Below are 26,369 nucleotides of genomic sequence, written 5' to 3'. Positions count from 1 at the left end.
GCGACGGGGCGGGGACGCCCACCCCGTCCGGCCGCCGAACACCCTGTCGCCCCGGCCGGCGCCCGGCCCGTCGCCGCCCGACTGACCGGCGCCCCGTCACCCCCGGCCGCGTACGCCCAGCCAGCCGGTCAGGGCCGCGGCCGCCAGTGCGAGCGCCGTCAGCGCGAAGGCGTACCCCGCACCCTGGTAGCCGCCGCCCGCCGCGGTCAGCACCGCGCCCATCCCGGCGATGCCGACCAGGGAGCCGATCTGGCGGTTGGCGTTGAGGGTCGCGCTGCCGATGTCGGCGTGCTCGCGTCCGGCGGCCTCCATCAGGACACCGGTCAGCGCCGGGGAGCTGATCCCGCTGCCGAGGTTGGTGGCGGCGAGGAGCACCGCGATCGTCCAGTACGGCAGGCCGGGCGCGAGGATCAGGAACAACAGGACGTACCCGGCGGCGGAGACCGCCAGCGACCCCGCCAGCGCGGCCCGGTTGCCGATGCGCAGCCCGATCCGGGCGTAGAGCATGTTGCCGAACGGGATGACCAGGACGGCCGGCAGCATCTGGAGCCCGGCCGTCACCGGGCTCGCGCCGCGCGCGGTCTGGAGGAACAGGCCGAGGACGAACAGGGCGCCGTAGAAGGCGAAATTGAAGAGGAAGCCGACCGTATTGGCCGCGGAGAAGCTGCCGTCCGCGAAGAGCGAGACCGGCAGGATCGGCGAACGGGAGGTCCGTTCGCGGAGCACGAACCCGGCCGCCGCGGCCACCGTGACCGCGAACGCGCCCAGGACGGACGGCGCGGACCACCCCTGGTCCGGTCCCTCGATGAGGGCGTAGCTCAGCGATCCGAGGGCGAGCAGGCCCAGGACATGACCGCCGCCGCCGAGCGCCGAGCCCCGGCCCGGGACGGCCGCGACGACCCGCCGGGTGAGCAGCAGCCCCACGAGGCCGATGGGCAGGTTGACCAGGAAGATGGAGCGCCAGCCGAGGGTGCCCACCAGGAGGCCGCCGAGGGTCGGCGCGAGCGCTACGGACGTGGAGACGATCGCCGACCAGATCCCGAGGATCTTCGCCCGGCGGGCCGGCTCCGGGAACGCGTTCATCAGCAGCGACAGCGAGCTGGGCATGAACAGCGCCGCGCCCACGCCCTGCGCGAAGCGGGCCGCCACCAGGACGTCGCCGTTCGGCGCGGCGGCACCCAGCAGCGAGGCGGCGGTGAAGGCGGCGAGCCCGATGAGGTAGATCCGGCGCGCCCCGAACCGCTTGGCCAGCGAGCCGGCGAGCAGCAGCAGCGCGGCGAAGGCGAGGACATAGCCGTCGACGACCCAGGTGAGGCCGGACATGCTCAGCCCGAGCCGGGCACGCAGGGCGTTCGCGGCGACGTTCATGATGCCGGTGTCCAGGCTCGCCATCACGAAACCGAGTGCCAGGACGAGGAGTTGGAGCCCGCCCCGGGGCTGCTGGTGCCGGTCCGACGGGGTCTGCGCCACGCTTGCGACCGCGTGCGGCGCGGCCTTCTGAGTGATCATGGATTTAGTTAAAGCTGTATCCATCACGGCGGGCAATAGTTACAGCTATAACTTTACTGAACGCATACGAAACCCCGGAGGGGAAGGGTGGGACACGAATCCCCGCAACGGACCGGGCCGCGCGGGCAGGAGTCAGCCAGGGGCCGCGCGGGCAGAGTTCAGCCGGCCCGGCCCAGCGCCTTCAGCAGGTCGTCGCGCAGCGCGGCGCGTTCCTCGTGCGAGAGATGGTCCAGCGGTGACGCCGTACCCATCCGGCGCAGCAGATCGAGCCGCAACTCCCGCCCCGCCTCGGTCAGTACGAGCTGCTTGGCGCGCCCGTCCAGCGGATGCGGCTGACGTATGACCATGCCCTGCTTCTCCAGCTTGGAGATGACATAGGTGACGTTCGGCGGCTCGCAGCACAGCACCGCGGCCAGCTCCCGCGCGGTCTTCGGCTCGCCGAGCTCCTCCAGCGCCTTGGCCTGCGTCGGCGTCAGATCCAGCTCGGCGATCCGGCTGCGCTGATGGGCGTCCAGCCGGCGGCTCAGTTCGGTCACCAGCCCCCGGATCTCCCGGAACCCGCACCCGGCCGCCGCGGTCGACTTCGCTTCAGTGGTCACTCATGCAGCGTACGTCGCCGCGGCGCGGAGCAGCGGACGGCTGTGGGCGCCCCACCGCGGCGCCTCAGCGGCCCGGCCGCACCGAGACATCGTTGATCTCCGCGTCCCGCGGCAGGTCGATGGCGGTGATGATGGCCGTCGCGACCGACTCGGGGTCGATCCAGCGGGACGCGTCGTACTCCTTGCCCTCCTGCTGGTGGGTGCTCTCCTGCATCGGCGTGGCGGTGCGCCCCGGGTAGACCGACGTCACCCGGACGCCGTTGTCGTGCTCCTCCGCCCGCAGCGAGTCGGCCAGCGCCTTCAGCCCGTGCTTGCTCGCGGCGTACGCGCTCCAGTTGGCGTGCGCGTGCAGCCCCGCGCCCGAGTTGACGAAGACGACGTGGCCCTTGGCGGCCCGCACCAGCGGGAGCAGCAGCCTGGTGAGTTCGGCGGGCGCGACGAGGTTGGCGGCGAGCTGCCGCTGCCACGCCTTGGCCGGCAGGTCGCCGACCGCGCCCAGTTCGATGACGCCGGCGATGTGGTGCAGGGTGTCGATACGGTCCGGGAGCGGCTGGTGCCCGAGCGCCCAGGACAGCTTCTCGGGGGTGCCGAGGTCACCGACGAGCGTGCGGGCGCCGGGGAACTGCTCGGCGAGCGCCTTGGCCCGGACCGCGTTGCGCGCCAGCAGCCACAGGTCCTCCCCGCGCTCCGCGAGCCGCCGCGCGACCGCCGCTCCGATGCCCGAACCTGCCCCGGTGATCAAGTGCGTACCCATGGGGCCGATCCTAACGAGCACACGGGGGAGAAGGACGAGGGCAGGGGCCACAGGCGGGCCGGGGCCGGGCGGCTCAGCCCTGTACGCCCGCCCGCTCCTCCAGGTAGGCCAGCGCGCCGATGCCGTCCGCCGCGAAGAACACCAGGTCGGTCAGCGGCAGCGGCAGGAAGCCCTCTGCCTCCATCCGCTGGAACTGCTGCCGCAGACCGTCGTAGAAACCGGCGGTGTTCAGCAGCACCACCGGCTTGGTGTGCAGCCCGTGCTTGCGCAGCTCCAGCATCTCGGTGGCCTCGTCCAGCGTGCCCGTTCCGCCCACCATGATCACGATGGCGTCGGCGCGCGCCAGCATCTGCGCCTTCCGCTCGGCGAGGTCCTTGGTGACGACCATCTCGTCGGCGCCCGCGCGCGCCTTGTGCGCCAGGAACTCCACGGAGACACCGATCAGCTTGCCGCCGGCCTCCTGCACCCCGTCGGCCATGACCTTCATCAGCCCGGTGTCCGAGCCGCCCCAGACCAGCGCATGCCCGCCCTTGCCGATCAGCTCGGCGAACTCGCGGGCGGGGACGACATAACGGTCGTCGAGGTCGGCGGCGGAACAGAACACGCAGATATTCATGCGACTCACCTTACGAGCCGGGCCGGCGCGGAGGACGACCGCACACCTGACGAGCCGGGCCGCCGGGCCCCGGGATCAGCCCCCGGGGCCCACGGGCCCCAGCCCGCTCGGATCGCCCCCGCCTCGGATCAGGCCCCGCCTCGGATCAGGCCCTGGTTCAGATCAGGCCCTGGTTCAGCATCGCGTCCGCGACCCGTTCGAAGCCGGCGATGTTGGCGCCCGCGACGTAGTCGCCCGGGAGGCCGAAGCGTTCGGCGGTTTCGTAGCAGGTGCGGTGGATGTCACGCATGATCGCCGCCAGTTCGCCCTCGGTGCGCTCGAAGGACCAGGTCTCGCGCGCGGAGTTCTGCCGCATCTCCAGCGCGCTGGTCGCCACGCCGCCGGCGTTGGCCGCCTTGCCCGGGCCGAAGGCCACGCCGGCCTCCTTGAAGAGCGCCACCGCGTCCGGCGTGGTCGGCATGTTGGCGCCCTCGGAGACCGCCGTGACGCCGTTGCGGATCAGGATCCGGGCGGCGTCCGCGTCCAGCTCGTTCTGGGTCGCCGACGGGAGCGCCACCTCGCACGGCACGTCCCACACCCGCCCGCCGGGCACGTACGTGGCCGACACCCCGCGCCGCTCGGCGTACTCGCTGATCCGGCCGCGCTCGACCTCCTTGATCTGCCGCAGCAGCGCCAGGTCGATGCCCTTCTCGTCGACGACGTAGCCGCCGGAGTCCGAGCAGGTCAGCACGTGGGCGCCGAGTGCCTGTGCCTTCTCGATGGTGTAGATCGCGACGTTGCCGGAGCCGGAGACCACGACCTGCTGCCCGTCGAGCTCCTCACCGCGCTGCTTGAGCATCTCCTCCGTGAACAGCACATTGCCGTAACCGGTGGCCTCCGTACGGGCCTTGGAGCCGCCCCAGGACAGGCCCTTGCCGGTGAGCACACCGGCCTCCCAGCGGTTGGTGATCCGCCGGTACTGGCCGAAGAGGTAGCCGATCTCGCGGCCGCCGACGCCGATGTCCCCCGCCGGTACGTCCGTGTGCTCGCCGAGGTGGCGGTGCAGCTCGGTCATGAACGACTGGCAGAAGCGCATCACCTCCGCGTCCGACCTGCCGTGCGGGTCGAAGTCGCTGCCGCCCTTGCCGCCGCCGATGTTCAGCCCGGTCAGGGCGTTCTTGAAGATCTGCTCGAAGCCGAGGAACTTCACGATGCCGAGGTTCACCGACGCGTGGAAGCGCAGCCCGCCCTTGTAGGGGCCGAGCGCGCTGTTGAACTCCACCCGGAAGCCGCGGTTGACGTGGACCGCCCCGGAGTCGTCCTGCCAGGGCACCCGGAACATGATCTGCCGCTCCGGCTCACAGATCCGCTCCAGGATCTTCGCCTCGGCGAACTCCGGGCGGGCGGCCAGCACGGGGGCCAGCGTTTCCAGCACCTCCAGGGCCGCCTGGTGGAACTCCGGCTCCCCGGGATTCCGCCGGACCAGCTCCGCGTACAGGGATGCCGGCCCGGCGGTATGAACGCCCGGATTGACCTCAGATTGCACAGTCGACATGACTTCCGTTCCCTTCGTCGCCGAGGAAAGGCCACCCTCGGTCCGGACCGTGACGTCTCCTCATACGTCCTTGAACAGCCCTCGGGCCCTGGGCGTCACCGGTCCCTCGCGCAAGCGCCTTCGACGTCCGTTCGCTGCGCAGACCCTATGCGGCGGCCCGCCCCTGTCGACTGTGGGATGAGCGACACCCCGCTCCTCTGTGCACTCCCGCCTTCTCCGCCGGCGCCCCCGCCCGACCACTCCCCCTCCGCATAGCCGCAGGTCAGCGGCGATCTGCGGGCGATCGAGCGGCGCGCGTCCAAGGTGCGCCCTGTGCGGCAGCTCACAGCGCGACGGCGCCGCCGCCGTCACTCAGCCGGCCGAACCCGCCGCGGCCGGGTGGGCGGTTTCCGGCACGTCGTGCGCCGTGCCCGTTTCGTCGTACGACGTGTCCTTCGCGTCGTACGCGGTGCCCGCCGCCCCGGACGCGGTGCCGGCCGCGCGCTCGCTCTCGGCCTTGACCATCTTCTCCATCGGCTCGGCGCAGCTGCCCCCGGCGATGACCATCGCCAGCAGGATGAACACCACGGTCAGCACCGTGCCCAGCCAGACCATGGTGTGCACCGGCAGGGTGTAGGCGCCGATGACCTTGAGCACGCACTCGGTCAGCAGCGCGCCGCCCCAGATCGCCGAGAAGCGGCGCTCGGCCCGCCGGAACCGCTCGGAGCTCGCCAGCAGCCGGTCCCAGGCCGCGTTCCCGACCGGGCTGCCCTTGGTGACCCACGGCTTGAGCCCCGCGGTCATCAGCGGCCGGCGGGACCGCAGCGACAGCAGGATCACGATCCCGACGGTGCTGCTCACCGCGCTGTCCTTGGCCATCATCAGCCGGGCGTCGCCGGCCACCACGCTCGTGGCCAGGCCGACGACGTTCACGACCAGCATCAGCAGCGCGAGGCCGTTGACGGCGCGGCTGCGCACCAGGCCCCACACCGTACGCAGCGCCGGGACCACGCTGCTCCAGCCGAGCGCGGCGACCGTGCCGAGACCGAAACCGTCACTGAGGACGAAGTACGAGGCGATCGGGATCCCCGCGTCCACGATCAGTGGCACCAGGCTCTGCACGAGCGGGTTGCCCGGTGTGCCCTCGGCGGCGGTCTGGTGCTGGCTCACGGCGTACTCCCCCAGGTCGGACGGTGAACTGCTGCTCGGTGTCGGGTTTTCCGACCCCTTGAGCTTCGTTCATCGTCCGGCCCGTGTGCAGCGCCGACTGTCCCGGCTTCGCCATGACATTTGTCAGTGCCGCGCGCCGGCGCGGCACCGAGGAGCGGCTTACGCCCCGGCCCGCACCCGGCGTTCCGTGGTGGCGATCGTCGCCGAGCCGACCACCCGGGTGCCGTCGTAGAGGACGATCGCCTGGCCGGGTGCCACGCCGCGGACGGGCTCGGTGAAGGTCACCAGGAGTTCGCCGTCGTCGGTCAGCTCGGCGGTGACCTCGGTCTCGCCGCCGTGGGCGCGGAGCTGGGCGGTGTAGTCGGCGGGGCCGGCCGTCGGGGGGCGGCCGCACCAGCGGGGGCGGATGGCGGTCAGGGCCGTGACGTCGAGGGATTCGACGGGGCCGACGGTGACGGTGTTGTCCACCGGGGAGATGTCGAGGACGTAGCGCGGCTTGCCGTCGGGGGCCGGGTGGCCGATGCGCAGGCCCTTGCGCTGGCCGATCGTGTAGCCGTACGCGCCCTCGTGCGTGCCGAGGCGGTTGCCGGCCTCGTCGACGATGTCGCCCTGGGCGGCGCCCAGCCGCTTGGCGAGAAAGCCCTGGGTGTCGCCGTCGGCGATGAAGCAGATGTCGTGGCTGTCCGGCTTCTTGGCGACGAACAGGCCGCGGCGGGCCGCCTCTTCGCGGATCTCGGCCTTGGTGGTGCGGGTGTCACCGAGCGGGAACATGGCGTGCGCCAGCTGGCGGTCGTCGAGGACGCCGAGGACGTAGGACTGGTCCTTGGCCATGTCGGTGGCGCGGTGCAGCTCGCGGGTGCCGTCCTCGGTGACGACGACGGTGGCGTAGTGGCCGGTGCACACCGCGTCGAAGCCCAGGGCCAGGGCCTTGTCGAGGAGGGCGGCGAACTTGATCTTCTCGTTGCAGCGCAGGCAGGGGTTCGGGGTGCGTCCGGCCTCGTACTCGGCGATGAAGTCGTCGACGACGTCCTCGCGGAAGCGTTCGGCGAGGTCCCAGACGTAGAACGGGATGCCGATGACGTCGGCGGCGCGCCGGGCGTCGTGCGAGTCCTCGATCGTGCAGCACCCGCGGGCGCCCGTGCGGAACGACTTCGGGTTCTCGGAGAGCGCGAGATGCACGCCGGTCACGTCATGGCCGGCCTCGGCGGCGCGGGCGGCGGCGACGGCGGAGTCGACACCGCCGGACATGGCGGCGAGTACGCGGAGGCGGCGGGGGGCGTCATCAGTCATAGCCCGTCCAGAGTAGACGGAACCGCCGACAGGGCGGAAAGCGTTATGCAGCGCATGGGGAAGAGGGCTGGGGAGACGGTCGACGGGGACGGCGCGAGCGGTGAGCCGGAGGGCGCGGCGACGCTCACCCGGCGGCGGGCGCTGTGGGTCGGCGGCGGGCTGCTGGCCGCCGGGGCCGTGGGGCTGGCGGCCCGGGACGAGCTGCGGCACTGGTGGTGGCAGCTGCCGGGGAACGACAAGCCGCGCAAGCCGGGCGAGGTCGACCACCGGGGCGCGCGGTGGGTGGCGGCGTCCCCGGAGAACTACCGGCGGGCGGACCGGCCCGCGGACTACGACATCGACCGGGTGGTCGTCCATGTCGTCCAGGGCAGCTACGCGAGCGCGCTGCGGGTGTTCAAGGACCCGGCCCACGAGGCCGCCGCCCACTACGTCGTGCGCGCGGACGGGCGGATCGCCCAGGCGGTGCGGGAGCTGGACGTGGCGTTCCACGCGGGCAACCGGGCGTACAACGAGCGGAGCGTGGGGATCGAGCACGAGGGGTTCGTGGACCGGCCGGAGTCGTTCACGGATGCCATGTACGCGTCGTCGGCGGCGCTGACCGCGGACATCTGCCGGCGGTACGGCTTCCCGGCCGACCGGGAGCACGTCGTGGGCCATGTGGAGGTCCCCGGGACGGATCACACCGACCCGGGGCCGCACTGGGACTGGGACCGCTATCTGCGGCTCGTCCGGGCGGAGCTGCGCGGGCCCGGACGGCGGCCCGCGAAGTCCTGAGGGGCGCCGCCCGGCTCCCGGCCCCCTAGCTCAGGCCGGCGCTGCGGGCCCGTTCCACCACGGGGCCGATGGCCTGCGCCAGCGCGGCGACGTCCTCGGCGGTGGAGGTGTGGCCCAGGGAGAACCGCAGGGTGCCGCGGGCCAGCTCCGGTGGCATGCCGGTCGCGAGGAGGACGTGGCTGGGCTGGGCGACGCCGGCGGTGCAGGCGGAGCCCGTGGAGCAGGCGATGCCCTGGGCGTCCAGGAGGAGCAGCAGGGAGTCGCCCTCGCACCCGGGGAAGGAGAAGTGCGCGTTGGCGGGGAGGCGGCCGGCGGGGTCCGGGTCGCCGCCGAGGACGGCGTCCGGGGCGGCGGCGCGCACCGCCTTGATCAGGTCGTCGCGCAGCGCCCCGATGTCACGGGCGAAGTCCGCGCGGTGGGCGACGGCGTGCCGGCCGGCGGCGGCGAAGGCGGCGATGGCGGGGGTGTCGAGGGTGCCGGAGCGCACGTGCCGCTCCTGGCCGCCGCCGTGCAGCACCGGCACCGGGGCGTACTCGCGGCCGAGCAGCAGCGCGCCGATGCCGTAGGGGCCACCGATCTTGTGGCCGGAGACGGTCATCGCGGCGAGCCCGGAGGCGGCGAAGTCGACCTCCAGCTGGCCGACCGCCTGCACCGCGTCGGCGTGCAGCGGAATCTCGAACTCCGCCGCCACGTCCGCGAGTTCACGGACCGGCTGGACGGTGCCGATCTCGTTGTTGGCCCACATGACGGTGGCCAGCGCGACATCGGCGGGGTCGCGGGCGATGGCCTCGCGCAGCGCGTCGGCGTGCACCCGGCCGTACGCGTCGACGGGCAGCCAGTCGACGCGGGCGCCCTCCTGTTCGGCGAGCCACTCCACGGCGTCGAGGACGGCGTGGTGCTCGACGGGGCTGGCGAGCACGCGGGTCCGGGCCGGGTCGGCCGCCCGGCGCGCCCAGTACAGGCCCTTGACCGCGAGGTTGTCCGCCTCGGTGCCGCCCGCCGTGAAGACGATTTCGCTGGGGCGCGCGCCGAGCGAGGCAGCGAGGGACTCGCGCGCCTCCTCGACGGTGCGCCGGGCCCGCCGGCCGTCGGCGTGCAGGGAGGACGCATTGCCGGTGACGGTCAGCTGGGCGGTCATCGCCTGCACCGCCTCCGGGAGCATCGGGGTGGTGGCGGCGTGGTCGAGGTAAACCATGGTGCGCACGATTCTACGAGCCGCCGCGGCGGAGCCCCGGGGCGCGTCCGCGGCGCGCGGGAGCACCGGGATGCACCGCGCCTCTCGACACCCCTTGTAAGGAGTCACTAGCCTTACGCTCATGACACAGTGGCTTCTGGACCGTACGTTCCGCACCGCGTCGGGCGACGAGGTGCGGTGGGCCGTCCTCGGCGAGGAGCGCGCCGGGGTGCCGGCCGTGGTGCTGCTGCACGGGACGCCGTTCTCGTCGTACGTGTGGCGGGGCGTGGCCCGCGCCCTGGCCGCGCGGCACCGGGTGTTCGTGTGGGACATGCCGGGCTACGGCGCTTCGGAGAAGCGGGCGGGGCAGGACGTCTCGCTCGGCGCGCAGGCCCGGGTGTTCCGGGAGCTGCTCGGGCACTGGGAGCTGACCGGCGAGGCGGCTCGGCCGGCCGTCGTGGCGCATGACTTCGGCGGCTGCGTGGCGCTGCGCGCCCATCTGCTGCACGGTGCGCACTACGCACGCCTGGCGCTGGTCGACCCGGTGGCGCTGTCGCCCTGGGGCTCGCCGACGTACCGGCTGCTGGGCGCGCACCCCGACGTCTTCGGACAGCTGCCGCCCGCGCTCCACCGGGCGCTGGTGCGTGAGTACCTCTCCTCCGCGAGCCGGCCGGGACTGCATCCGGCCGTACTCGACCGGCTGGCCGAGCCCTGGTGCACCGAGGCGGGGCAGCCGGCGTTCTACCGGCAGATCCAGCAGAACGACCAGCGGTTCACGGACGAGATCGAGGAGCGCTACGGCGAGCTCGGACTGCCGACGCTGATCTGCTGGGGCGCACAGGACAGCTGGATCCCGGTGGCGAAGGGACACGAGCTGGCCGCCCGGATTCCCGGCGCACAGCTGCGGCTCATCGAGGGCGCCGGGCATCTCGTACAGGAGGACGCGCCCGCGGAACTCACCGCGGCGCTGGCGGACTTCCTGGGGGCGGACAGCTAGGACGGGACACGCGCAACGCCCCGTGAACCCGGGCGGTTCCGCCCGTTTCGTCAACCCTCCAGCAGTGCCCGGGCCAACTGGCGCGACTGGGCGACCAGTCGGTCCTCGCTGTCCCAGACCTCCGCGTCCTCCTCCAGGAAACCGCCCGCCAGATTGCGGGTGGTGATGGCGACGCGCAGCGGTCCGGGTGCCGGGCGGTGGCGGACGTGGACGGTCAGTTCGACGGTGGGGACCCAGCCGGACAGGCCGATCTCGAAGGCGGTGGGCGGCAGCGCGTCGACGGTCAGCAGCAGCGAGAGCGGGTCGGGGTCGCGGCCGTCGGCGAGGCCGAACCACGCGCGCATCTCCCCCTTGCCGGAGGGGGCGCCGACGGCCCAGCCGGCGGTCGCCGGGTCCAGGCGAAGCGCGAGCCGGTCGGTGATGGCGGTGCTGCCGGGGATGACGGGGCGCCCGCCGGGTGCGGCGTCCGATCCCAGGCAGTGCTCGTACGGGGGGATGGCGGGCGGCTTGGCGGTGGTGCGGACGTCGTCGGGCAGCGCGTCGAGGTCGCCGTAGGTGGCGAGCACCCGCAGCCGTTCGACCTCGGTGCCGTCCTCGGCGAACTGGATGAGGCGGGCGGTGCCGGTGGACATCGTGCGGCCGCTGCGGACCACCTCGGTGCGGACGACCGCGGGACCCGGTACGGAGGCGGTGAGGTAGTGCGCGCTCACCGAGAGCGGGTCGGGGTGCGGGAGGGCGTCGGCCAGGGCGCGGCCCATCACCGCGAGGAGGTAGCCGCCGTTGACCGCCTGGATGATCGTCCAGCCCGCGGAGAGGTGGGTGTCGTAGACACCGGGGGCGCTGCGGGTGACCGCCGTGTCGCGGTCGAACTCACTGTTGCCAAGGGTCGCCAGAGCCATGGGTTGCACGCTACACCGGATGGTTACCGACCGGTAGTGTCAGTTTTGACGACCGCGGACGGAAGCCGTCCGTCCGGCCCTGCGATGATGGGCGCCATGCTTCACGTGCTCTACCTGGCCGGCGTCGCGGCCTTCGCGGCAAGCGGGGTGCTCGCCGCCTACCGCGCCAACATGGACCCCTTCGGCGGTCTGGTGCTCGCGTTCGCCGCGTCCATCTCCGGCGGCACGCTGCGCGATCTCATCCTCGACCGCCGGCCGCTGTACTGGACGCACGACTGGGTGCTGCTGACCGTGATCATCTGCGTCGGCGTGGGCACCATCATCTATCTGCGGTTCTGGAAACTGCCGCACAAGTCGCTGCTGGTGGTCGACGCGGTCGGACTGTCCGTCGTGACGGTGATCGGCGCCCGCGCCGCCATCGAGGCGGGGGCCACCCCGCTCGCCGTGATCATCCTGGCGGTGCTGACCGGGGTCGCCGGCGAGGTGATCCGCGACGTGCTGTGCGGGGAGTTCCCGCCGCTGCTGCTGCGCGAGGACGTCTACGCCATCGCCGCGCTGGCCGGCGGCTGCTGCTACCTGCTGCTGCACAACCTCGGCGTGGGTGCCACCCCCGCCGCGGTCGTCTCGGCGGGAGTGGTCTTCGCCCTCCGTATGGGCGCGGTCTATCTGGGTCTCCATCTGCCGCGCCCCCAGCAGCTGCGCCCCCGGCCGGGCCGCGGCGGCACCGACTGATCCGTGCGCCGCGCCCCGGACTCCGTGCGGGGAAGCGTTACTTCGCCGGCAGCGCGGGCCGGCCCGAGGTGTTCAGCCAGGCCGTGAAGAGATCGCCCAGCTTCTGCCCGGAGATCTTCTCGGCGAGCGCGATGAACTGCGAGGTCTCCGCGTTGCCGTAGCGGTGGGCGGCGGTCCAGGCCGGCAGCAGCTTGAAGAACGCCTTGTCGCCGATCCGCTCGCGCAGCGCCTGCAGCGTCATCGCGCCGCGCTCGTAGACCGCGCCGGAGAACATGGTGTCCCGCTGCGGATCGGCGATCTTCTGCTGCCAGAAGGCGTCGCCCGCCGGGATCGCGTCGTACGTCTTGCGGAAGGAGTCATGGGCGGTGCTGGTGCCGCGGTGCTCGGCCCACAGCCACTGCGCGTAGGTGGCGAACCCCTCGTTCAGCCAGATGTTCTTCCACTGCTTGACGGACACCGAGTCGCCGAACCACTGGTGGGCCAGCTCGTGGACGATGGTGCTCTCGCTGCGCACGGCCGAGTAGACGGGCTTCGACTGCACCTCCAGGGAGAACCCGGCCTGCGGCATGTCGTCGACGATCGCCCCGGTCTCCTCGAAGGGGTAGGGACCGAAGACCTTCGACCAGTAGTCGGTGGCCTCCGCGGTGATGCCGTAGACGTCGACCTTGCCGGTGGGCAGGGTCGGGTCGGTGGCGACGTAGACCGGGACCCCGCCGGGGGTGGTGCCCGTACGGACGTCGAACTTCCCGATGGTGGCGGTGGCCAGATAGGTGGCCATCGGACGGGACTCGCGCCAGTGCGCGTACGAGCGTCCGCGCGCCTCCCCGGAGCTGATCAGGCGGCCGTTGGAGACGCCGGTCAGGCCCTTGGGGGCGTCGATGCGGATGTCGTAGGTGGCCTTGTCGCCGGGGTGGTCGCTGGAGGGGAACCACGTCGAGGCGGCGTTCGGCTCGCAGGCGACGAAGACGCCGTCCTTGGTCTTCATCCAGCCGTAGTCGGAGCCGAAGACGATCGGCCCGCTGAGCGGCTTGGGGACGCCGTGGTAGGCGACGGTGACGGTGAACTTCGCGCCGCGGTGCAGCGGGAAGCCGGGGCGTACGGATATCTCGTCGCCGGATCTGGTGAAGCGCGCGCGGTGGCCGTTCACCCGGACCGAGTCCACCGTCAGCTTCTGGAGGTCCAGGTCGAAGCCGGAGAGGTTCTGGGTGGCCCGGGCGGTGAGCGTGGTGCGGCCGTCGAGCCGGCCGCTGTCGGGGTGGTAGCTGACCCCGAGGTCGTAGTGCAGGGCGTCGAAGCCGCCGTTGCCCAGTTCGGGGAAGTACGGGTCACCGGCCCCCGGGGCGCCGGGAGTCGGGGCGGGCGCGGCGGACGCGGCCGGCGCGGCGGCGAGGGTGGCGGCCGACGCGACCGCGGTGGCCAGCGCGAGCCAGCGGGAGGTACGACGTACGGAACGGGAGAGTGCCATGAGCCATCCCTTCGGACACGGATGAAGGCCGATCGAAGATCGAACAACCGTGCTGACTCTGCACTCTCCCGCTCTGTTTCACCCACGACTTTGCCAAGTCGTCAGGTGTTACTGATCACTTGATGCCTGACCGTCCGGAGCCTTCGTCCCCGCCGCGGCCGGCTCCCCGGCGTTCTCCGGGTGGTGGCAGGCCACCTGGTGCCCCGTCCGCAGCGCGACCAGCGGCGGCTCGGTGGTGGTGCACACCTCGGTCGCCTTCCAGCAGCGGGTGCGGAACCGGCAGCCGGAGGGCGGGTTGATCGGCGAGGGCACGTCGCCCTTGAGCAGGATCCGGTCGCGCTGGGTACGCCGCTTGGGGTCGGGCACCGGCACCGCGGACAGCAGCGCCTTGGTGTACGGGTGCATCGGGTTCTCGTAGAGCTCCGTGCGGTCCGCCAGCTCCACGATCTTGCCGAGGTACATCACCGCGATCCGGTCCGAGACGTGCCGGATGACCGAGAGGTCGTGGGCGATGATGACGTACGTCAGGCCCAGCTCCTCCTGGAGGTCGTCCATCAGGTTGACGACCTGCGCCTGGATGGAGACGTCCAGCGCCGAGACCGGCTCGTCGGCGACCACCAGCTTGGGCTTGAGGGCCAGCGCGCGGGCGATGCCGATGCGCTGCCGCTGGCCGCCGGAGAACTCGTGCGGATAGCGGTTGTAGTGCTCGGGGCTCAGACCCACCAGCTCCAGCAGCCGCTGCACCTCCTTCTTCACCCCGCCCTCGGGCTCGACGCCCTGGAGGCGGAAGGGGGTGGAGACGATGCCGCCGATGGTGTGCCGCGGGTTCAGCGAACCGTACGGGTCCTGGAAGATCATCTGCACGTCGCGGCGCATCGGCCGCAGCTTGCCCGTCGACAGATGGGTGATGTCGGTGCCCTGGAACTCGATGGAGCCGCCGGTCGGCTCGTCGAGCCGGGTGATCAGCCGGCCCATCGTCGACTTGCCGCAGCCGGACTCCCCGACGACGCCGAGCGTCTCCCCGGGCCGTACGTCGAAGTCGATGCCGTCGACCGCCTGCACCGCGCCGACCTGCCGCTTGAGCAGACCCTTGGTGATCGGGAAGTGCCTGACCAGCCCGCGGACCTTGAGCAGCGGCTCGGCGTCGGCGGCCGGACCGGGCCGGGTGTCCGGCGCCTTCTGGAGCGGGATCTTGTTGTTCGGGTCGTCAGTCGTCTCGGTCACAGCTTCGGCGCAATCTCTTCGGTCCAGATACGCTGCCGCTCCTCCGGCGCCATGTGGCAGGCGGAGTAGTGGCCGCCGCCGGCCTCGCGCAGCTCGGGGCGGACCGTACGGGTGAGGTTGTCCTTGGGCACGTCCGCGTACGGGCAGCGCGGGTTGAAGGCACACCCGGACGGGACGTTGATCAGGCTGGGCGGGGAGCCCTTGACCGGGATCAGCCGCTCGGTCTGGTCGCGGTCGATCCGCGGCATGGAGCCGAGCAGGCCCCAGGTGTAGGGGTGCTGGGGCTCGTAGAAGACCTTCTCCGCCGGGCCGCGCTCGATGCACCGCCCGCCGTACATCACCAGCAGGTCGTCGGCGAGCTCGGCGACCACCCCGAGGTCGTGGGTGATGATGATGACCGCCGAGCCGAACTCCTTCTGCAGATCGCGGATCAGGTCCAGGATCTGCGCCTGGACGGTGACGTCCAGGGCCGTGGTCGGCTCGTCGGCGATCAGCAGCTCGGGGTTGTTGACCAGCGCCATCGCGATCATGGCGCGCTGCCGCATACCGCCGGAGAACTGGTGCGGATGGTCGTCGACCCGCTTGTCGGGCTGCGGGATGCCGACCCGGTCGAGCATCTCGATCGCCCGCTTGCGCGCGGTCTTCTTGTCGACGTCGTTGTGGACCCGGTACGCCTCCACGATCTGGCTGCCGACCGAGTAGAAGGGGTGCAGCGCGGAGAGCGGATCCTGGAAGATCATCGCCATCCGCCGGCCACGCAGCCGGCGCACCTCGTCCGGGTCGGCGGAGACCAGCTCCTTGCCGTCCAGCCGGATCTCGCCGGACATCCGGACCTTGCTGCGCTGCTGGCGCGAGGCGCGGTGCAGGCCCATCACGGCGAGCGACGTCACGGACTTGCCGGAGCCGGACTCGCCGACGATGCCGAGCGTCTTGCCCTTCTCCAGGCTGAAGGTCAGCCCGTCGACGGACTTGACCAGACCGTCGTCGGTGGGGAAGTGGACCTTGAGGTCCCGCACCTGGAGGAAGGCGTCCCTCTCGGGTGCCGCCTCGGTGGGGGCCGCGGCGGACCCGGCCGCGGCGCTCTGGGACGGTACTGCGGTCCTGTCCTCGGAGGAGTCGGTCACGAGAGCCTCACCCGCGGGTCTACGGCGGCGTACAGAACGTCCACCACCAGGTTGCACATGACGATGAAGAACGCGGCGAGCAGGGTGACGCCGAGAATGTTCGGGAGGTCGTTGGCATTGATCGCCTCGACGGCGAAGGCGCCGACTCCCTTGAGCGAGAAGACCTGTTCGGTGATGAGCGCACCGCCCAGCAGCAGGCCCAGGTCCATGCCGAAGACCGTGATGATCGGGGTGAGCGCGGCCCGCAGACCGTGCCGTACAACCACCTTGCGCTCCCGCAGGCCCTTGGCGCGGGCGGTGCGGATGTAGTCCTCGCTCAGCGTCTCCAGCATGCCCGCCCGGGTGAGCCGGGCGTAGAGCGCGGAGTAGAGGAAGGCCAGGGTGACCCAGGGCAGCACCAGGGTGCGCGCCCACAGGAACGGATCGTCCAGCAGCGGTACGTAGTCGCTGCGTTCGAAGATCGGCCACTGGTAGGTGAACAGGGCCAGCGCCAGGGCGCCGGTGAAGAACATCGGGAGGGAGACGCCGGCCAGCGCGATGCCCATCGCCATCCGGTCGAAGATCGAGCCGGGACGCAGCGCGGAGAGGACGCCGGTGGCGACACCGGAGACGACCCACAGCACGGCCGCGCCGGCGGCCAGCGAGAGGGTCACCGGCAGCCTGGACTGAATCTCCGGCCAGACCTCGATGTGGGTCTTGAAGGAGTAACCGAAGCACGGCACATGGCACTTGGCGGCTTCCGGGCCGAACTTGTAGTCGACGCCGACGAAGATGCCCTTGAGGAAGTCCCAGTACTGCTCGTACACGGGCTTGTCCAGGCCGAGGTTCTTCTTCACCGCGGCGATGTCCGCGGGCGTGGGGGCCTTTCCGATGTACTGCTGCGCAAGCTGGTCGGTGCTCTGCCCGGCCAGCTTCGGCAGCAGGAAGAAGATGCCGAACGTGACCGCGCTGACGATCAGCAGCAGGACCACTGCGCTGATCAACCTGCGGATGAGGTACGAGAACACGGGGATGCGGCGTCGGCGCCGCGGACCGGCCGGAACCGGCCCGCGGACACCAATGCCTTCACCTGCCTTCCAGGGCTGCTACTTCTTGACGCCGATGTTGAGGTAGTCGTACTGACCGCTGAAGGCCGAGGTGGACACCAGGTTGGTGGCCTTGGGCGAGCGGTACATCAGGACCTTGAAGTAGGTGAGCGGGACCAGCGCCGCCTGCTCCATCGTCTTCTTGTCGATCTCGGCGTACGCCTTCTGGCGGGCCGCCTTGTCGGTGTTGGCGATGGCGGTCTCGAGCAGCTTGTTGATCTCCGGGTCGTCCAGCTCTGAGAGGTTGGTGTTGCCGGACTTGCTGATCGCCTTGCCGTTGAGGATCTGCTGGAGGTAGCCGTAGCCGGTCGGGAAGTCCGAACCCCACTGCATCATCATCAGGCCGACGTTGTTCTTCTTGTTGAACTCCGGCACACCGGCGTAGTCCGAGAAGTACTTGCTGGTGGGGTACTGCTGGAGCTTGGCGGTGACACCGATCTTCTTCAGCGAGTCGATGACCGAGGTGGCCGCGTCGACCTCGTCCTGGCGGTCACTGCGGGCCAGGATGGTGGTCGTGGCCTTGCCGGCACCGCACTTGCCCCAGTACTCCTTGGCCTTGGCCAGGTCCAGCTTGTCGCCGTCGTACTTCTGCGGGTACAGGTCGTACTTCTGGTAGCCGTCGATGTCGGTCGGCAGGACCGTGGACGCCAGCTCACCGCGGATCGGGCCGCCGAGCGCGGTCTGCACGGCCTTTTTGTCGATCGCGTACTCGACGGCCTGCCGGCACTCCAGCTTGTCGAACGGCTTCACCTTGGTGTTGATCGCCGTGTAGACGAGGCGCTGGCCGAGCGCGTTGTCGGTGTTGGCCTTCGCCTTGGAGTCCGTCAGCAGCTGGGCCTGCGTCTGGCCGTCCACGCCGCGACCGGCCAGGTCGACCAGGGTGTTGCCGGACTGCAGGTCCTTGTCGATGGTCGACTGGGCGACCTTCAGGTTCAGCACGATCTTGTCGGGCAGCTGCTTGCGCAGCGGGTCGGTCTTCGCCGACCACTGCGGGTTGCGGACCAGGGTGAGCTGCTTGCCCTCCTGGTAGCTCTGGTACTTGTACGAGCCGGTGGACAGCACGGACTTGGTGTAGTCCGCGCCCTTGTCCTTCGCCTGCGGGACCGGAGCGGTCTGCGGCGCGCTGACCAGGTAGTCGAACTCGGCGAACGCCTTCTTCAGGTGGAAGACGATCGTCTGGTCGTCCGGCGTCTCGATGGACTTCAGGCCGGCCTTGCTCTTGTCCTTGTACGGGCCCTTGTAGCCGCCCTCGTTGTCCACGAGGAACTGCTGGAAGTAGTTCGGCCCCAGCGACAGGGTGTCGCGGGCGAAGTTGGAGCGCTCCACCGCGTACTTGACGTCCTGCGAGGTGACGGTCGAACCGTCCTCGTACTTGACGCCCTTGCGGATCTTGTACGTCCAGGTCTTGCCGCCGTCGCTGGGCTTGCCCATCGACTCGGCGAGGTCCGGCACCAGCTCGTTGCCCTTCGAGCCGGGGCCCGGCTTGAAGGTGGTGAGCGGGCGCGCGTACAGCCGGCTGAAGTTGTAGATGAAGGCGTAGTACGTGTTGCCGGGGTCGAACGACTCGGGGGCGTCGCTGAGCGCGTAGGTGACCGTGCCGCCCTTCGCGTCCGAGGCGTTGACGACGCCCTTCGTCGCGGCGTTCGCCTCCGCCGAGCCGTCCGAGGAGCTCTTGCCCCCGCTGCAGCCGGCCAGCACGAGGCCCGCACTGGTGATGGCCGCTATCGCCGCGACCGGAACTGACCTTCGCATGATGGTCGGTCTCCCCTTCGTTCGTCGAAACTCAAAAAGGCACAACGTCAAACGCGGTTGAGGCTTCTGGGCGCAGCCCGTGCGGCGGGGCCGTCAGCGGCTGCGCGGGTCCAGGGCGTCCCTCAGACCGTCACCGAGCAGGTTGAAGGCGAGCACGGTGACGAAGATCGCGAGGCCGGGGACGATCATGTACTGGGGGTCGACCTCGTAGTACTTGACCGCCTGGTTGAGCATGCCGCCCCAGGACGCCTGGGGCGGCTGGATGCCGACGCCCAGGAAGCTCAGCGCCGCCTCGAAGAGGATGTTGGAGGGGATCAGCAGCGTCGAGTAGACGATGATCGGTCCCACCAGGTTGGGCAGCAGCTCACGGAAGAGGATGAACGGCCCGCGCGCACCCATGCCGCGGGCGGCGTCCACGAATTCGCGCTCCCGCAGCGACAGGGTCTGCGCGCGCACGATCCGTCCCATGTACGGCCAGTTGAAGAAGCCGATCACGAAGATCAGCACCGAGATGTGCAGCGGCAGGCCCTCCATACCGAAGGCGCCGCCCTGCAGCGAGGCGGAGATCGCGATGGCGAACAGCAGCAGCGGGAACGCCAGGAAGACGTCCATCATGCGGCTGATGAAGGCGTCCACCCGGCCGCGGTAGAAGCCGGCGACCACGCCGAGGACGGTGCCGATGGCGACCGACAGCAGCGTCGCGCCGAAGGCCACGATCAGCGACACCCAGGAGCCCTCCAGGATCCGGGCGAGCAGATCGCGGCCGAACTTCGGGTCCACGCCGAGCGGGTGGTCCGCGCTCATGCCGCCGAAGTCGCCCTTGGGAAGGGTGGTGTTGGGGTCGATCAGCGACTGATCGGGGTTGTTCGGGTCCAGGCCGAGCAGCGCCTGGAGGGGGCGGGAGAACGCGGCGACGGCCACCAGGAGGATGACAACGATGGCACCGGCCACCGCGACCTTGTCCCGCCGGAAGCGCAGCCATGCGATCTGCCCGAGCGAGCGCCCTTCGATGCGCTTGCTCTCCACGCCTTTGAGCACCGCTTCCGGCTGCGCCTCAGCAGCCGCCCCGGTGGTCTCGATCGGTGCGGTCACGGTGCCTTTGACCCCTCTCGGCCGACGGTGGCCGGCCCCTGCCCGCCGCGGTAGCGGCCTGATTCACATCACTGGTGCAAGTCGGTGCAAGTTCGGTGCAAGTCGGTGCAAGCCCCGGGGGCGCCGCGGAAGTTCGCGCTGCGGAAGCCGGGGGTTCGTGCGAGGTCCTACGGGATGACGCTCGTACAAAGGACCGAGGCCCTGTTGGTTCCGGAGTCTTCATCCCCTTCGCGATCAGTCACCAGCCCTGGCGGGGAAAGGATGCGTAACTGTGATGTGCTCCACGGCTTTCCGTTATACGGACAGCAGTTCGGGCTGAGCGGGGCGAAGGACCGCGGGAGAAGCCCTCAACCGCGGTGAATACAGGGCGAATTCAGCCAGAAACGGCCCGCCGGAGCGACGGCTCCGGCGGGCGGGGTGCGCCGTCAGTAGGGGCGCGGGTAGCCGTAGCCGTACGAGGGCGCGGGCGGCTGCTGTCCAGCCGGCTGGGCATAGCCGTCCCGGTCGAAGAACGCGCGCGTCGAGGCCCGCATCCACATCCCGACCGGGTCGTACTCGTCGTTCATCGCCACCGTGGAGACCGGCAGTCCGTCCGGCACCGCGCCGATGGACTGCTGGATCATCAGCCGCGCCGCGTCCACCGCCTGCGGGCCGGTGTCGTACAGATCCAGACCGATCGCCAGATACGGGGCACCGAGCGCGGGCTGCACCCAGGCGCGGCGCAACGACCGCACGGCGGGCGTGCGGTGGGCGTTCTGCGCGAGCAGGGCGTAGAACTGCGGGATGTCGATGACGGGTTCCGAGATCCGCAGCGGCCCGGCCGGCAGCCGGTCCAGGCCGCCGGCGATCCGGCGCAGGTCGAGCCAGGGGATGCCGACGCCGCCGCCGGGGGCGTGCGGGTTCAGCCACAGGCCCCAGCGGTCCGGAAAGAGCGAACCGGCGATCTCCAGGCCGCCGACGACCTCGTGGTCGCGGTTCCAGCCGGAGGCGGCGAGTTCGGGCGCCGAGGTCACGCACGGGGCGTAGCCGAGCCCGTCGACCTCCATGTTCCCGTACTGCGCGTCCGGTGAACCGGCCCGGCCGTGCCAGAGCAGCATCCAGACCTGGCCCGCGGCGAGCGCGTGCAGCACCGCCTCATAGGCGTCGTAACGGCCGGGCGAGACCTGCGCCAGCAGCTGCTCCAGCTGTCCGGCCGCCGCCGGCCCCTGATGCGCACCCGCGCTCACGTGGTCCGTCCCTTCTCTCGGCAGGGCACGTGTGGGTGCGCCCGCGCGTCATCCAACCAGCTTACGAGTGGTCCCGAGAGTAGAAGGGCCGCACGCGCTCCAGCAGCCAGTCGGCCACCGGGTCGCCCTGGGCGAGATCGAGCATCACCAGCTGGACGGGCCAGGGCACCGGCACCATGCCGAGCGCACGTCCCAGGGCCGCGAGCGCCACCTCGCGGGCGGTGCCGTCGTGCAGCGCGGCGGGGGCCGCCTCGATCTGAACACCGACGAACAGCGCGGGCGTGTCGCCCTCGACACTAGCCAGGGCACGCCGGGCAGTCAGGACAATTCCGGCGCCGGAGAACTCCAGCCCGGCCGCGGCCAGGAAGTCCACCGGCTCGTCCTGCCAGTCCGGCTCGAACAGCCGCACCCGGCCGCCGCTCGGCAGCCCCTCCACCTCGTGACGCCCCGTCCGGCACAACCCGGCCACCGCGGGCGGCGGCAGCGGGACACCGACCGTGCCGTCGGGGTTGACCACGATCCCGACCTGCGGCGGCAGCCCGCGGGCGAACTCCTGGGCCGGGGCGACGGTGAAGGGCATGTGCGCGCCGACGACCCGGAGGAACTCCTGCTCGGAGCTGTAGACGGGGACGTAGGGCGCGCCGCCGATGTCGACGGTGGGCAGATCGAGCCCGCGGGCTCCGGGCCCCGCGCTGTCCGGTCCGCCGCCGTTGGGCAGCGGCACCCACAGCCGGCTGCGGCCCAGGACCTCGACGATCCGGCCGCCCGCGCCCGGATGGCCGACCGACGCGGCCAGCACCTCTTCGAACTCGTTCGCCGGCCACGCCAGCTGCGGTATCCCCTGCTCCGGAATATTCATCTGCACCCACCCGCTCCGAACCGCGCTTTCTGGCGCACGACCCTAGACGAGAAAGCACGAGGTGGGACCTACCGGGGCGGTGCGCACCGCGGCCGGAAGCGGCGCTCCGCTCAGTGGAAGCCGAGAGTCTCCAGCGCGCTCGCGGCCGGCCGGTCCAGCAACACCGCCGAGCCGAACCCGCCGGGCAGCCCGGCCGACTCCGCCGCGCCGATCAGCCGGCCCACCGCCCTGCGGTGCCGGGCGAAGGCGTACCCCGACACGCCGCGCCCGCGCGCCGCCTGGCCGGAGCGGGCCACCTCCGGCGCCACGTCGAGCAGCACCAGGTGCAGCCCGCGGCCGCCGCGCACGGCCGACCGCGCGATCCAGCGGCGCACCCACGCCAGCGTCCCGCAGTCGTGCACCACCACGCTGTCGCCGGAGCGCAGCGCCCGGCCCAGCGCCCAGTAGTGCGCGGCCCGCACCAGCGGGCGGTACAGGCCGTACGGCAGCCGGCCCAGCCTGCCGCGCTCCCAGCGCTCGCGCACGTCCTGCGAGTCGATGCGGTGCACCGCGGCGCCGCCCGCGTCCAGCGGCGGTACGACGCGGTGCATCAGGGTGCTCTTGCCGCTGCCCGGCAGACCGGAGACCACGACCAGGTCACCGGCCGGGAACCGCAGCTCGGCGGCGCCCCGGGCGCGGCCCGCGCCGCGCAGGTCGACGATCCGGACGCCGCGGCCGGGCCGGAGCGCGGAGCGCCGCCGGCCGGTCCGGGGCGGGGCCGCGGGGGCCGCCACCGGCGCGGAGTCCGGGGGCACGACCCCCGAAGTGGCCGCGAGTGCCGCTTCCCTGTGCACCGTGATCGCCTCCCCGTCCGGTTCCGGTCCGACCCGAGTCCGTCCCTTACCCGCAGAGTGTCAAGAAAAGGTAATGACCAGCAAGGCGATTGCCCGATCTGCCCACGTCATGGACGGGGTGGCGGCCAGGGCTCCTCCATCCGGCGATCCCGTGCAATGATGTGGCCGCCACGTGCACATCCGGTTTCACCCGTGCACTGCCAACTCCATACCGGCCGCTTGAATCCGCGCGGGAGAGTCCCCGGCCGCCACGGCGGGGCGCCGAAGGAGCAAGTCCTCCCTTGAATCTCTCAGGCCCCTATACCGCGCGGGCGAGGCAGATCTGAAAAGCGAGCCACTGCCCGGTTGCAGGGGCGGCTCCACCCAAGGTGCAAACCGGGTCCGTTCGCGGGATCCCGGTGAACCTCTCAGGTTCCGATGACAGATGGGGAGAGACGTCCTGTCACCCCTGCCTGGGAGCCCAGAACCATGAGTGATGCCCCCCGTCGCACCGCGCTCGACGCCACCCATCGCGCGCTCGGCGCGACCATGACCGACTTCGCCGGCTGGGACATGCCGCTGCGCTACAGCAGCGAGCGGGACGAGCACCTCGCCGTCCGCACCCGCGCCGGCCTGTTCGACCTCTCCCACATGGGCGAGATCACCGTCACCGGCCCGCGCGCCGCCGACCTGCTCGACTACGCGCTGGTCGGCAACATCGGCGGCGTCAAGACGGGCCGCGCCCGGTACACCATGATCTGTGACGCCGAGGGCGGGATCCTCGACGACCTGATCGTCTACCGGCTGGCCGACGAGGAGTACATGGTCGTCGCCAACGCCTCCAACGCCCAGGTCGTGCTGGACGCGCTGACCGCCCGCGCCGCCGGATTCGACGCCGTGGTCCGCGACGACCGGGACGCCTACGCGCTGATCGCGGTGCAGGGCCCGGAGTCCCCCGGCATCCTCAAGTCGGTGACGGACGCCGACCTGGACGGCCTGAAGTACTACGCGGGCCTGCCCGGCACGGTCGCCGGCGTCGACGCGCTGATCGCCCGTACCGGCTACACCGGCGAGGACGGCTTCGAGCTGTTCGTCCGTCCGGCGGACGCGGTCGCCCTGTGGGAGGCGCTGACCGAGGCCGGCAAGGACGCCGGGCTGGTCCCCTGCGGCCTGTCCTGCCGCGACACGCTGCGCCTGGAGGCGGGCATGCCGCTGTACGGGCACGAGCTGACCACCGCGACCACGCCGTTCGACGCGGGCCTGGGCCGGGTCGTGAAGTTCGAGAAGACGACCAACGACGGTGACTTCGTGGGCCGCGCCGCGCTGACGGCGGCCGCCGAGCGCGCGGAGACGAACCCGCCGCGCAAGCTGGTCGGCCTGATCGCCGAGGGCCGCCGGGTGCCGCGCGCCGGATACCCGGTCACCACCGCGGACGGCACGGTCATCGGCGAGGTCACCTCCGGGGCGCCCTCCCCCACGCTCGGCAAGCCGCTCGCCATCGCGTACGTGGACGCGGCCTACGCCACTCCGGGCACCGAGGGTGTCCGCGTGGACATCCGTGGAAGCCATGAGCCGTACGAGGTCGTCGCGCTGCCCTTCTACAAGCGGCAGAAGTAACGGTCCCTCGTCGGCGGACCCGGCACCGGCGCGCCCCGCGCGTCCCACCACAAGACCCGCCCCCCGGCCACGCCAGGGGCGACCCCCTTCACGACCACACCCTCGCGTACAGGAGAATCGAGCCATGAGCAACCCCCAGCAGCTGCGCTACAGCAAGGAGCACGAGTGGCTGTCGACCGCCGAGGACGGCGTCTCGACGGTCGGGATCACCGAGCACGCCGCCAACGCGCTCGGCGATGTCGTCTACGTGCAGCTCCCCGAGGCCGGCTCCACGATCACGGCGGGCGAGACCTGCGGTGAGCTGGAGTCGACCAAGTCGGTCAGCGATCTCTACGCGCCCGTGGACGGCGAGATCGTCGAGATCAACGAGGACGTCGTCAGCGACCCGTCGCTGGTGAACTCCGCCCCGTTCGAGGGCGGTTGGCTGTTCAAGGTGCGGATCAGCGGCGAGCCGGGCGAGCTGCTGTCGGCCGACGAGTACGCCGCGTTCATCCAGAGCTGACGCCCGCCCTCCCGGCCACCGCCGGGAGGCACCCCCTCCCGACCTCCGCCCAGAAGACGGTGCCGCGCGCCGACCCCTTCTTAGGAACTCTCATGTCGATTCTCAACAGCTCCCTGCACGAGCTGGACCCCGATGTCGCCGCTGCCGTGGACGCCGAGCTGCACCGCCAGCAGTCCACGCTCGAAATGATCGCCTCGGAGAACTTCGCGCCCGCCGCCGTCATGGAGGCGCAGGGCTCCGTCCTGACCAACAAGTACGCCGAGGGCTACCCCGGCCGCCGCTACTACGGCGGCTGCGAGCACGTCGACGTCGTCGAACAGATCGCCATCGACCGCATCAAGGCCCTCTTCGGTGCCGAGCACGCCAACGTCCAGCCCCACTCGGGCGCCCAGGCCAACGCCGCCGCCATGTTCGCCCTGCTCAAGCCGGGCGACACCATCATGGGCCTCAACCTCGCCCACGGCGGCCACCTGACCCACGGCATGAAGATCAACTTCTCCGGCAAGCTCTACAACGTGGTCCCCTACCACGTCGGCGAGGACGGTCTGGTCGACATGGACGAGGTCGAGCGCCTCGCCAAGGAGACCCAGCCCAAGCTGATCGTCGCCGGCTGGTCCGCCTACCCCCGCCAGCTCGACTTCGCCGCCTTCCGCCGCATCGCGGACGAGGTCGGCGCCTACCTCATGGTCGACATGGCGCACTTCGCCGGCCTCGTCGCCGCGGGCCTGCACCCCAACCCGGTGCCGCACGCCCACGTCGTCACCACCACCACCCACAAGACCCTCGGTGGCCCCCGCGGCGGCGTGATCCTGTCCACCCAGGAGCTCGCCAAGAAGATCAACTCCGCGGTCTTCCCCGGCCAGCAGGGCGGCCCCCTCGAACACGTCATCGCCGCCAAGGCCGTCTCCTTCAAGGTCGCCGCCTCCGACGACTTCAAGGAGCGCCAGCAGCGCACCCTCGAAGGCGCCAAGATCCTGGCCGAACGCCTCACCCGCGAGGACGCCAAGGCCGTCGGCGTCGACGTCCTGACCGGTGGCACCGACGTCCACCTCGTCCTGGTCGACCTGCGCAACAGCGACCTCGACGGGCAGCAGGCCGAGGACCGCCTCCACGAGGTCGGCATCACGGTCAACCGCAACGCCATCCCGAACGACCCGCGGCCCCCGATGGTCACCTCGGGCCTGCGCATCGGCACCCCGGCCCTGGCCACCCGCGGCTTCCAGGCCGAGGACTTCCGCGAGGTCGCCGACATCATCGCCGAGGCCCTCAAGCCCAGCTACGACGCCGAAGCCCTCAAGGCCCGCGTCACCGCCCTCGCCGACAAGTTCCCGCTGTACCCGTCCCTGTGACGCGTCTCATGCGGTGACCCCCGGCCCGCCGGCCTCCGGCGGGCCGGGGGCCGAACGGGCCATGAGCCCGGGGCCGTTGGTCCCGGGCTCGTGCTCTGCGCGGCCCGTTGTCCTCCCTGTCGCCGGCGCATCCCCGGAATCCCGGGCCATTCGCCGCAAATAAGGTGGTCGGCGGCACAGGACAGCGGCCCTTCAACGGCGAGGGGGCAATCGACGACGGCAGGACGGACCACAC

Annotated in this window: 24 protein-coding genes and 2 riboswitches; of the genes, 6 read left to right on the top strand and 18 right to left on the bottom strand. The window is 71.3% G+C overall.

The annotated features are described in order from the left end of the window. Positions 1 to 96 precede the first annotated feature (96 nt). The 7 genes from OO62_RS09450 to mnmA form a co-directional block, all read right to left on the bottom strand. The gene (locus OO62_RS09450; RefSeq protein WP_078617085.1) at positions 97 to 1,509 is read right to left on the bottom strand and encodes an MFS transporter; all 1,413 of its coding nucleotides are present in this window, start codon (positions 1,507 to 1,509) and stop codon (positions 97 to 99) included. Positions 1,510 to 1,667: 158 nt separating this feature from the next. Continuing rightward, on the bottom strand, positions 1,668 to 2,045 hold the full coding sequence (locus tag OO62_RS09445; protein ID WP_033266821.1) for a MarR family winged helix-turn-helix transcriptional regulator: 378 nt from the start codon (positions 2,043 to 2,045) through the stop codon (positions 1,668 to 1,670). A 127-nt stretch (positions 2,046 to 2,172) separates the two neighbouring features. Continuing rightward, the gene (locus OO62_RS09440) at positions 2,173 to 2,862 is read right to left on the bottom strand and encodes an SDR family oxidoreductase (protein ID WP_033266820.1); all 690 of its coding nucleotides are present in this window, start codon (positions 2,860 to 2,862) and stop codon (positions 2,173 to 2,175) included. A 73-nt stretch (positions 2,863 to 2,935) separates the two neighbouring features. After that, positions 2,936 to 3,478: an LOG family protein gene (locus OO62_RS09435; protein ID WP_033266819.1), complete on the bottom strand. Its 543-nt coding sequence runs from the start codon at positions 3,476 to 3,478 to the stop codon at positions 2,936 to 2,938. 157 nt (positions 3,479 to 3,635) lie between these two features. Further along, the gene (gene gdhA, locus OO62_RS09430; RefSeq protein WP_033266818.1) at positions 3,636 to 5,012 is read right to left on the bottom strand and encodes an NADP-specific glutamate dehydrogenase; all 1,377 of its coding nucleotides are present in this window, start codon (positions 5,010 to 5,012) and stop codon (positions 3,636 to 3,638) included. Positions 5,013 to 5,363: 351 nt separating this feature from the next. Beyond that, on the bottom strand, positions 5,364 to 6,161 hold the full coding sequence (locus OO62_RS09425; RefSeq protein WP_228332541.1) for a VC0807 family protein: 798 nt from the start codon (positions 6,159 to 6,161) through the stop codon (positions 5,364 to 5,366). 159 nt (positions 6,162 to 6,320) lie between these two features. Further along, entirely contained in the window at positions 6,321 to 7,451 is a 1,131-nt protein-coding gene (gene mnmA / locus OO62_RS09420; protein ID WP_033266817.1) for a tRNA 2-thiouridine(34) synthase MnmA, read from the bottom strand. A 45-nt stretch (positions 7,452 to 7,496) separates the two neighbouring features. On the opposite strand from mnmA, the gene OO62_RS09415 reads away from it, so the two are divergent. Further along, positions 7,497 to 8,225: an N-acetylmuramoyl-L-alanine amidase gene (locus OO62_RS09415; RefSeq protein ID WP_033266816.1), complete on the top strand. Its 729-nt coding sequence runs from the start codon at positions 7,497 to 7,499 to the stop codon at positions 8,223 to 8,225. 25 nt (positions 8,226 to 8,250) lie between these two features. On the opposite strand, the gene OO62_RS09410 is transcribed toward OO62_RS09415, so the two are convergent. Continuing rightward, complete coding sequence (locus OO62_RS09410) at positions 8,251 to 9,420, bottom strand: cysteine desulfurase family protein (RefSeq protein WP_033266815.1); 1,170 nt, start codon at positions 9,418 to 9,420, stop codon at positions 8,251 to 8,253. 121 nt (positions 9,421 to 9,541) lie between these two features. Between OO62_RS09410 and OO62_RS09405 the strand changes: the two genes are divergently transcribed. Beyond that, positions 9,542 to 10,396, top strand: a complete 855-nt coding sequence (locus OO62_RS09405; RefSeq protein ID WP_033266814.1) for an alpha/beta fold hydrolase — start codon at positions 9,542 to 9,544, stop codon at positions 10,394 to 10,396. A gap of 50 nt (positions 10,397 to 10,446) precedes the next feature. Here OO62_RS09405 and OO62_RS09400 read toward each other — a convergent pair whose 3' ends face one another. Next, positions 10,447 to 11,295, bottom strand: coding sequence for a thioesterase family protein (locus OO62_RS09400; protein ID WP_033266813.1), 849 nt, complete (start codon positions 11,293 to 11,295; stop codon positions 10,447 to 10,449). 96 nt (positions 11,296 to 11,391) lie between these two features. Between OO62_RS09400 and OO62_RS09395 the strand changes: the two genes are divergently transcribed. Continuing rightward, positions 11,392 to 12,027 (top strand): trimeric intracellular cation channel family protein, encoded by a 636-nt coding sequence (locus OO62_RS09395; RefSeq protein WP_051732951.1) that lies wholly within the window; start codon positions 11,392 to 11,394, stop codon positions 12,025 to 12,027. 37 nt (positions 12,028 to 12,064) lie between these two features. Here the strand turns inward: OO62_RS09395 and OO62_RS09390 are convergent, their stop codons facing one another. From OO62_RS09390 to OO62_RS09350, 9 genes are all read right to left on the bottom strand, one after another. Next, positions 12,065 to 13,492, bottom strand: a complete 1,428-nt coding sequence (locus OO62_RS09390) for a M1 family metallopeptidase (protein ID WP_033266811.1) — start codon at positions 13,490 to 13,492, stop codon at positions 12,065 to 12,067. A 108-nt stretch (positions 13,493 to 13,600) separates the two neighbouring features. After that, positions 13,601 to 14,716, bottom strand: a complete 1,116-nt coding sequence (locus tag OO62_RS09385; protein WP_033266810.1) for an ABC transporter ATP-binding protein — start codon at positions 14,714 to 14,716, stop codon at positions 13,601 to 13,603. Continuing rightward, positions 14,713 to 15,840, bottom strand: a complete 1,128-nt coding sequence (locus OO62_RS09380) for an ABC transporter ATP-binding protein (protein ID WP_033266809.1) — start codon at positions 15,838 to 15,840, stop codon at positions 14,713 to 14,715. The genes OO62_RS09385 and OO62_RS09380 overlap by 4 nt, the downstream gene beginning before the upstream one ends. Further along, positions 15,837 to 16,847, bottom strand: a complete 1,011-nt coding sequence (locus OO62_RS09375; RefSeq protein ID WP_033266808.1) for an ABC transporter permease — start codon at positions 16,845 to 16,847, stop codon at positions 15,837 to 15,839. The genes OO62_RS09380 and OO62_RS09375 overlap by 4 nt, the downstream gene beginning before the upstream one ends. Before the next feature lie 78 nt (positions 16,848 to 16,925). Beyond that, positions 16,926 to 18,677, bottom strand: coding sequence for an ABC transporter substrate-binding protein (locus OO62_RS09370; protein WP_033266807.1), 1,752 nt, complete (start codon positions 18,675 to 18,677; stop codon positions 16,926 to 16,928). Between the two features lie 93 nt (positions 18,678 to 18,770). Further along, positions 18,771 to 19,769, bottom strand: a complete 999-nt coding sequence (locus tag OO62_RS09365) for an ABC transporter permease (protein WP_033266806.1) — start codon at positions 19,767 to 19,769, stop codon at positions 18,771 to 18,773. 425 nt (positions 19,770 to 20,194) lie between these two features. After that, positions 20,195 to 20,995, bottom strand: a complete 801-nt coding sequence (locus OO62_RS09360) for an enhanced serine sensitivity protein SseB C-terminal domain-containing protein (RefSeq protein ID WP_033266805.1) — start codon at positions 20,993 to 20,995, stop codon at positions 20,195 to 20,197. Positions 20,996 to 21,056: 61 nt separating this feature from the next. Further along, a complete protein-coding gene (locus OO62_RS09355; protein WP_033266804.1) occupies positions 21,057 to 21,854 on the bottom strand; it encodes an enhanced serine sensitivity protein SseB in 798 nt (265 codons plus the stop codon). Positions 21,855 to 21,964: 110 nt separating this feature from the next. Then, positions 21,965 to 22,693 (bottom strand): AAA family ATPase, encoded by a 729-nt coding sequence (locus OO62_RS09350; RefSeq protein ID WP_078617084.1) that lies wholly within the window; start codon positions 22,691 to 22,693, stop codon positions 21,965 to 21,967. 214 nt (positions 22,694 to 22,907) lie between these two features. Continuing rightward, positions 22,908 to 23,003: riboswitch (glycine riboswitch) on the top strand. Continuing rightward, a riboswitch (glycine riboswitch) is annotated at positions 23,004 to 23,121 on the top strand. Positions 23,122 to 23,155: 34 nt separating this feature from the next. Here OO62_RS09350 and gcvT point away from each other — a divergent pair. From gcvT to glyA, 3 genes are all read left to right on the top strand, one after another. After that, positions 23,156 to 24,283 carry a glycine cleavage system aminomethyltransferase GcvT gene (gene gcvT / locus OO62_RS09345; protein ID WP_033266802.1) on the top strand — a complete coding sequence of 376 codons (1,128 nt, stop codon included), beginning with the start codon at positions 23,156 to 23,158 and terminating at the stop codon, positions 24,281 to 24,283. A 124-nt stretch (positions 24,284 to 24,407) separates the two neighbouring features. Further along, the gene (gene gcvH, locus OO62_RS09340; protein WP_033266801.1) at positions 24,408 to 24,785 is read left to right on the top strand and encodes a glycine cleavage system protein GcvH; all 378 of its coding nucleotides are present in this window, start codon (positions 24,408 to 24,410) and stop codon (positions 24,783 to 24,785) included. Between the two features lie 92 nt (positions 24,786 to 24,877). Continuing rightward, a complete protein-coding gene (gene glyA, locus OO62_RS09335; protein WP_033266800.1) occupies positions 24,878 to 26,134 on the top strand; it encodes a serine hydroxymethyltransferase in 1,257 nt (418 codons plus the stop codon). Positions 26,135 to 26,369: the final 235 nt, after the last annotated feature.

Source organism: Streptomyces lydicus, assembly GCF_000717345.1.
In the GTDB taxonomy this organism is placed as follows: domain Bacteria; phylum Actinomycetota; class Actinomycetes; order Streptomycetales; family Streptomycetaceae; genus Streptomyces; species Streptomyces lydicus.
This window is presented reverse-complemented; position numbering and strand designations above follow the sequence as displayed.

Coding starts and splice junctions, on each gene's coding strand:
- OO62_RS09435 (WP_033266819.1), bottom strand. CDS start 3,478: ATGAATATCTGCGTGTTCTGTTCCGCCGCCGACCTCGACGACCGTTAT.
- mnmA (WP_033266817.1), bottom strand. CDS start 7,451: ATGACTGATGACGCCCCCCGCCGCCTCCGCGTACTCGCCGCCATGTCC.
- OO62_RS09405 (WP_033266814.1), top strand. CDS start 9,542: ATGACACAGTGGCTTCTGGACCGTACGTTCCGCACCGCGTCGGGCGAC.
- OO62_RS09395 (WP_051732951.1), top strand. CDS start 11,392: ATGCTTCACGTGCTCTACCTGGCCGGCGTCGCGGCCTTCGCGGCAAGC.
- OO62_RS09390 (WP_033266811.1), bottom strand. CDS start 13,492: ATGGCACTCTCCCGTTCCGTACGTCGTACCTCCCGCTGGCTCGCGCTG.
- OO62_RS09370 (WP_033266807.1), bottom strand. CDS start 18,677: ATGCGAAGGTCAGTTCCGGTCGCGGCGATAGCGGCCATCACCAGTGCG.
- gcvT (WP_033266802.1), top strand. CDS start 23,156: ATGAGTGATGCCCCCCGTCGCACCGCGCTCGACGCCACCCATCGCGCG.
- gdhA (WP_033266818.1), bottom strand. CDS start 5,012: ATGTCGACTGTGCAATCTGAGGTCAATCCGGGCGTTCATACCGCCGGG.
- OO62_RS09450 (WP_078617085.1), bottom strand. CDS start 1,509: ATGATCACTCAGAAGGCCGCGCCGCACGCGGTCGCAAGCGTGGCGCAG.
- OO62_RS09440 (WP_033266820.1), bottom strand. CDS start 2,862: ATGGGTACGCACTTGATCACCGGGGCAGGTTCGGGCATCGGAGCGGCG.
- OO62_RS09400 (WP_033266813.1), bottom strand. CDS start 11,295: ATGGCTCTGGCGACCCTTGGCAACAGTGAGTTCGACCGCGACACGGCG.
- OO62_RS09355 (WP_033266804.1), bottom strand. CDS start 21,854: ATGAATATTCCGGAGCAGGGGATACCGCAGCTGGCGTGGCCGGCGAAC.
- OO62_RS09410 (WP_033266815.1), bottom strand. CDS start 9,420: ATGGTTTACCTCGACCACGCCGCCACCACCCCGATGCTCCCGGAGGCG.
- glyA (WP_033266800.1), top strand. CDS start 24,878: ATGTCGATTCTCAACAGCTCCCTGCACGAGCTGGACCCCGATGTCGCC.
- OO62_RS09415 (WP_033266816.1), top strand. CDS start 7,497: ATGCAGCGCATGGGGAAGAGGGCTGGGGAGACGGTCGACGGGGACGGC.
- gcvH (WP_033266801.1), top strand. CDS start 24,408: ATGAGCAACCCCCAGCAGCTGCGCTACAGCAAGGAGCACGAGTGGCTG.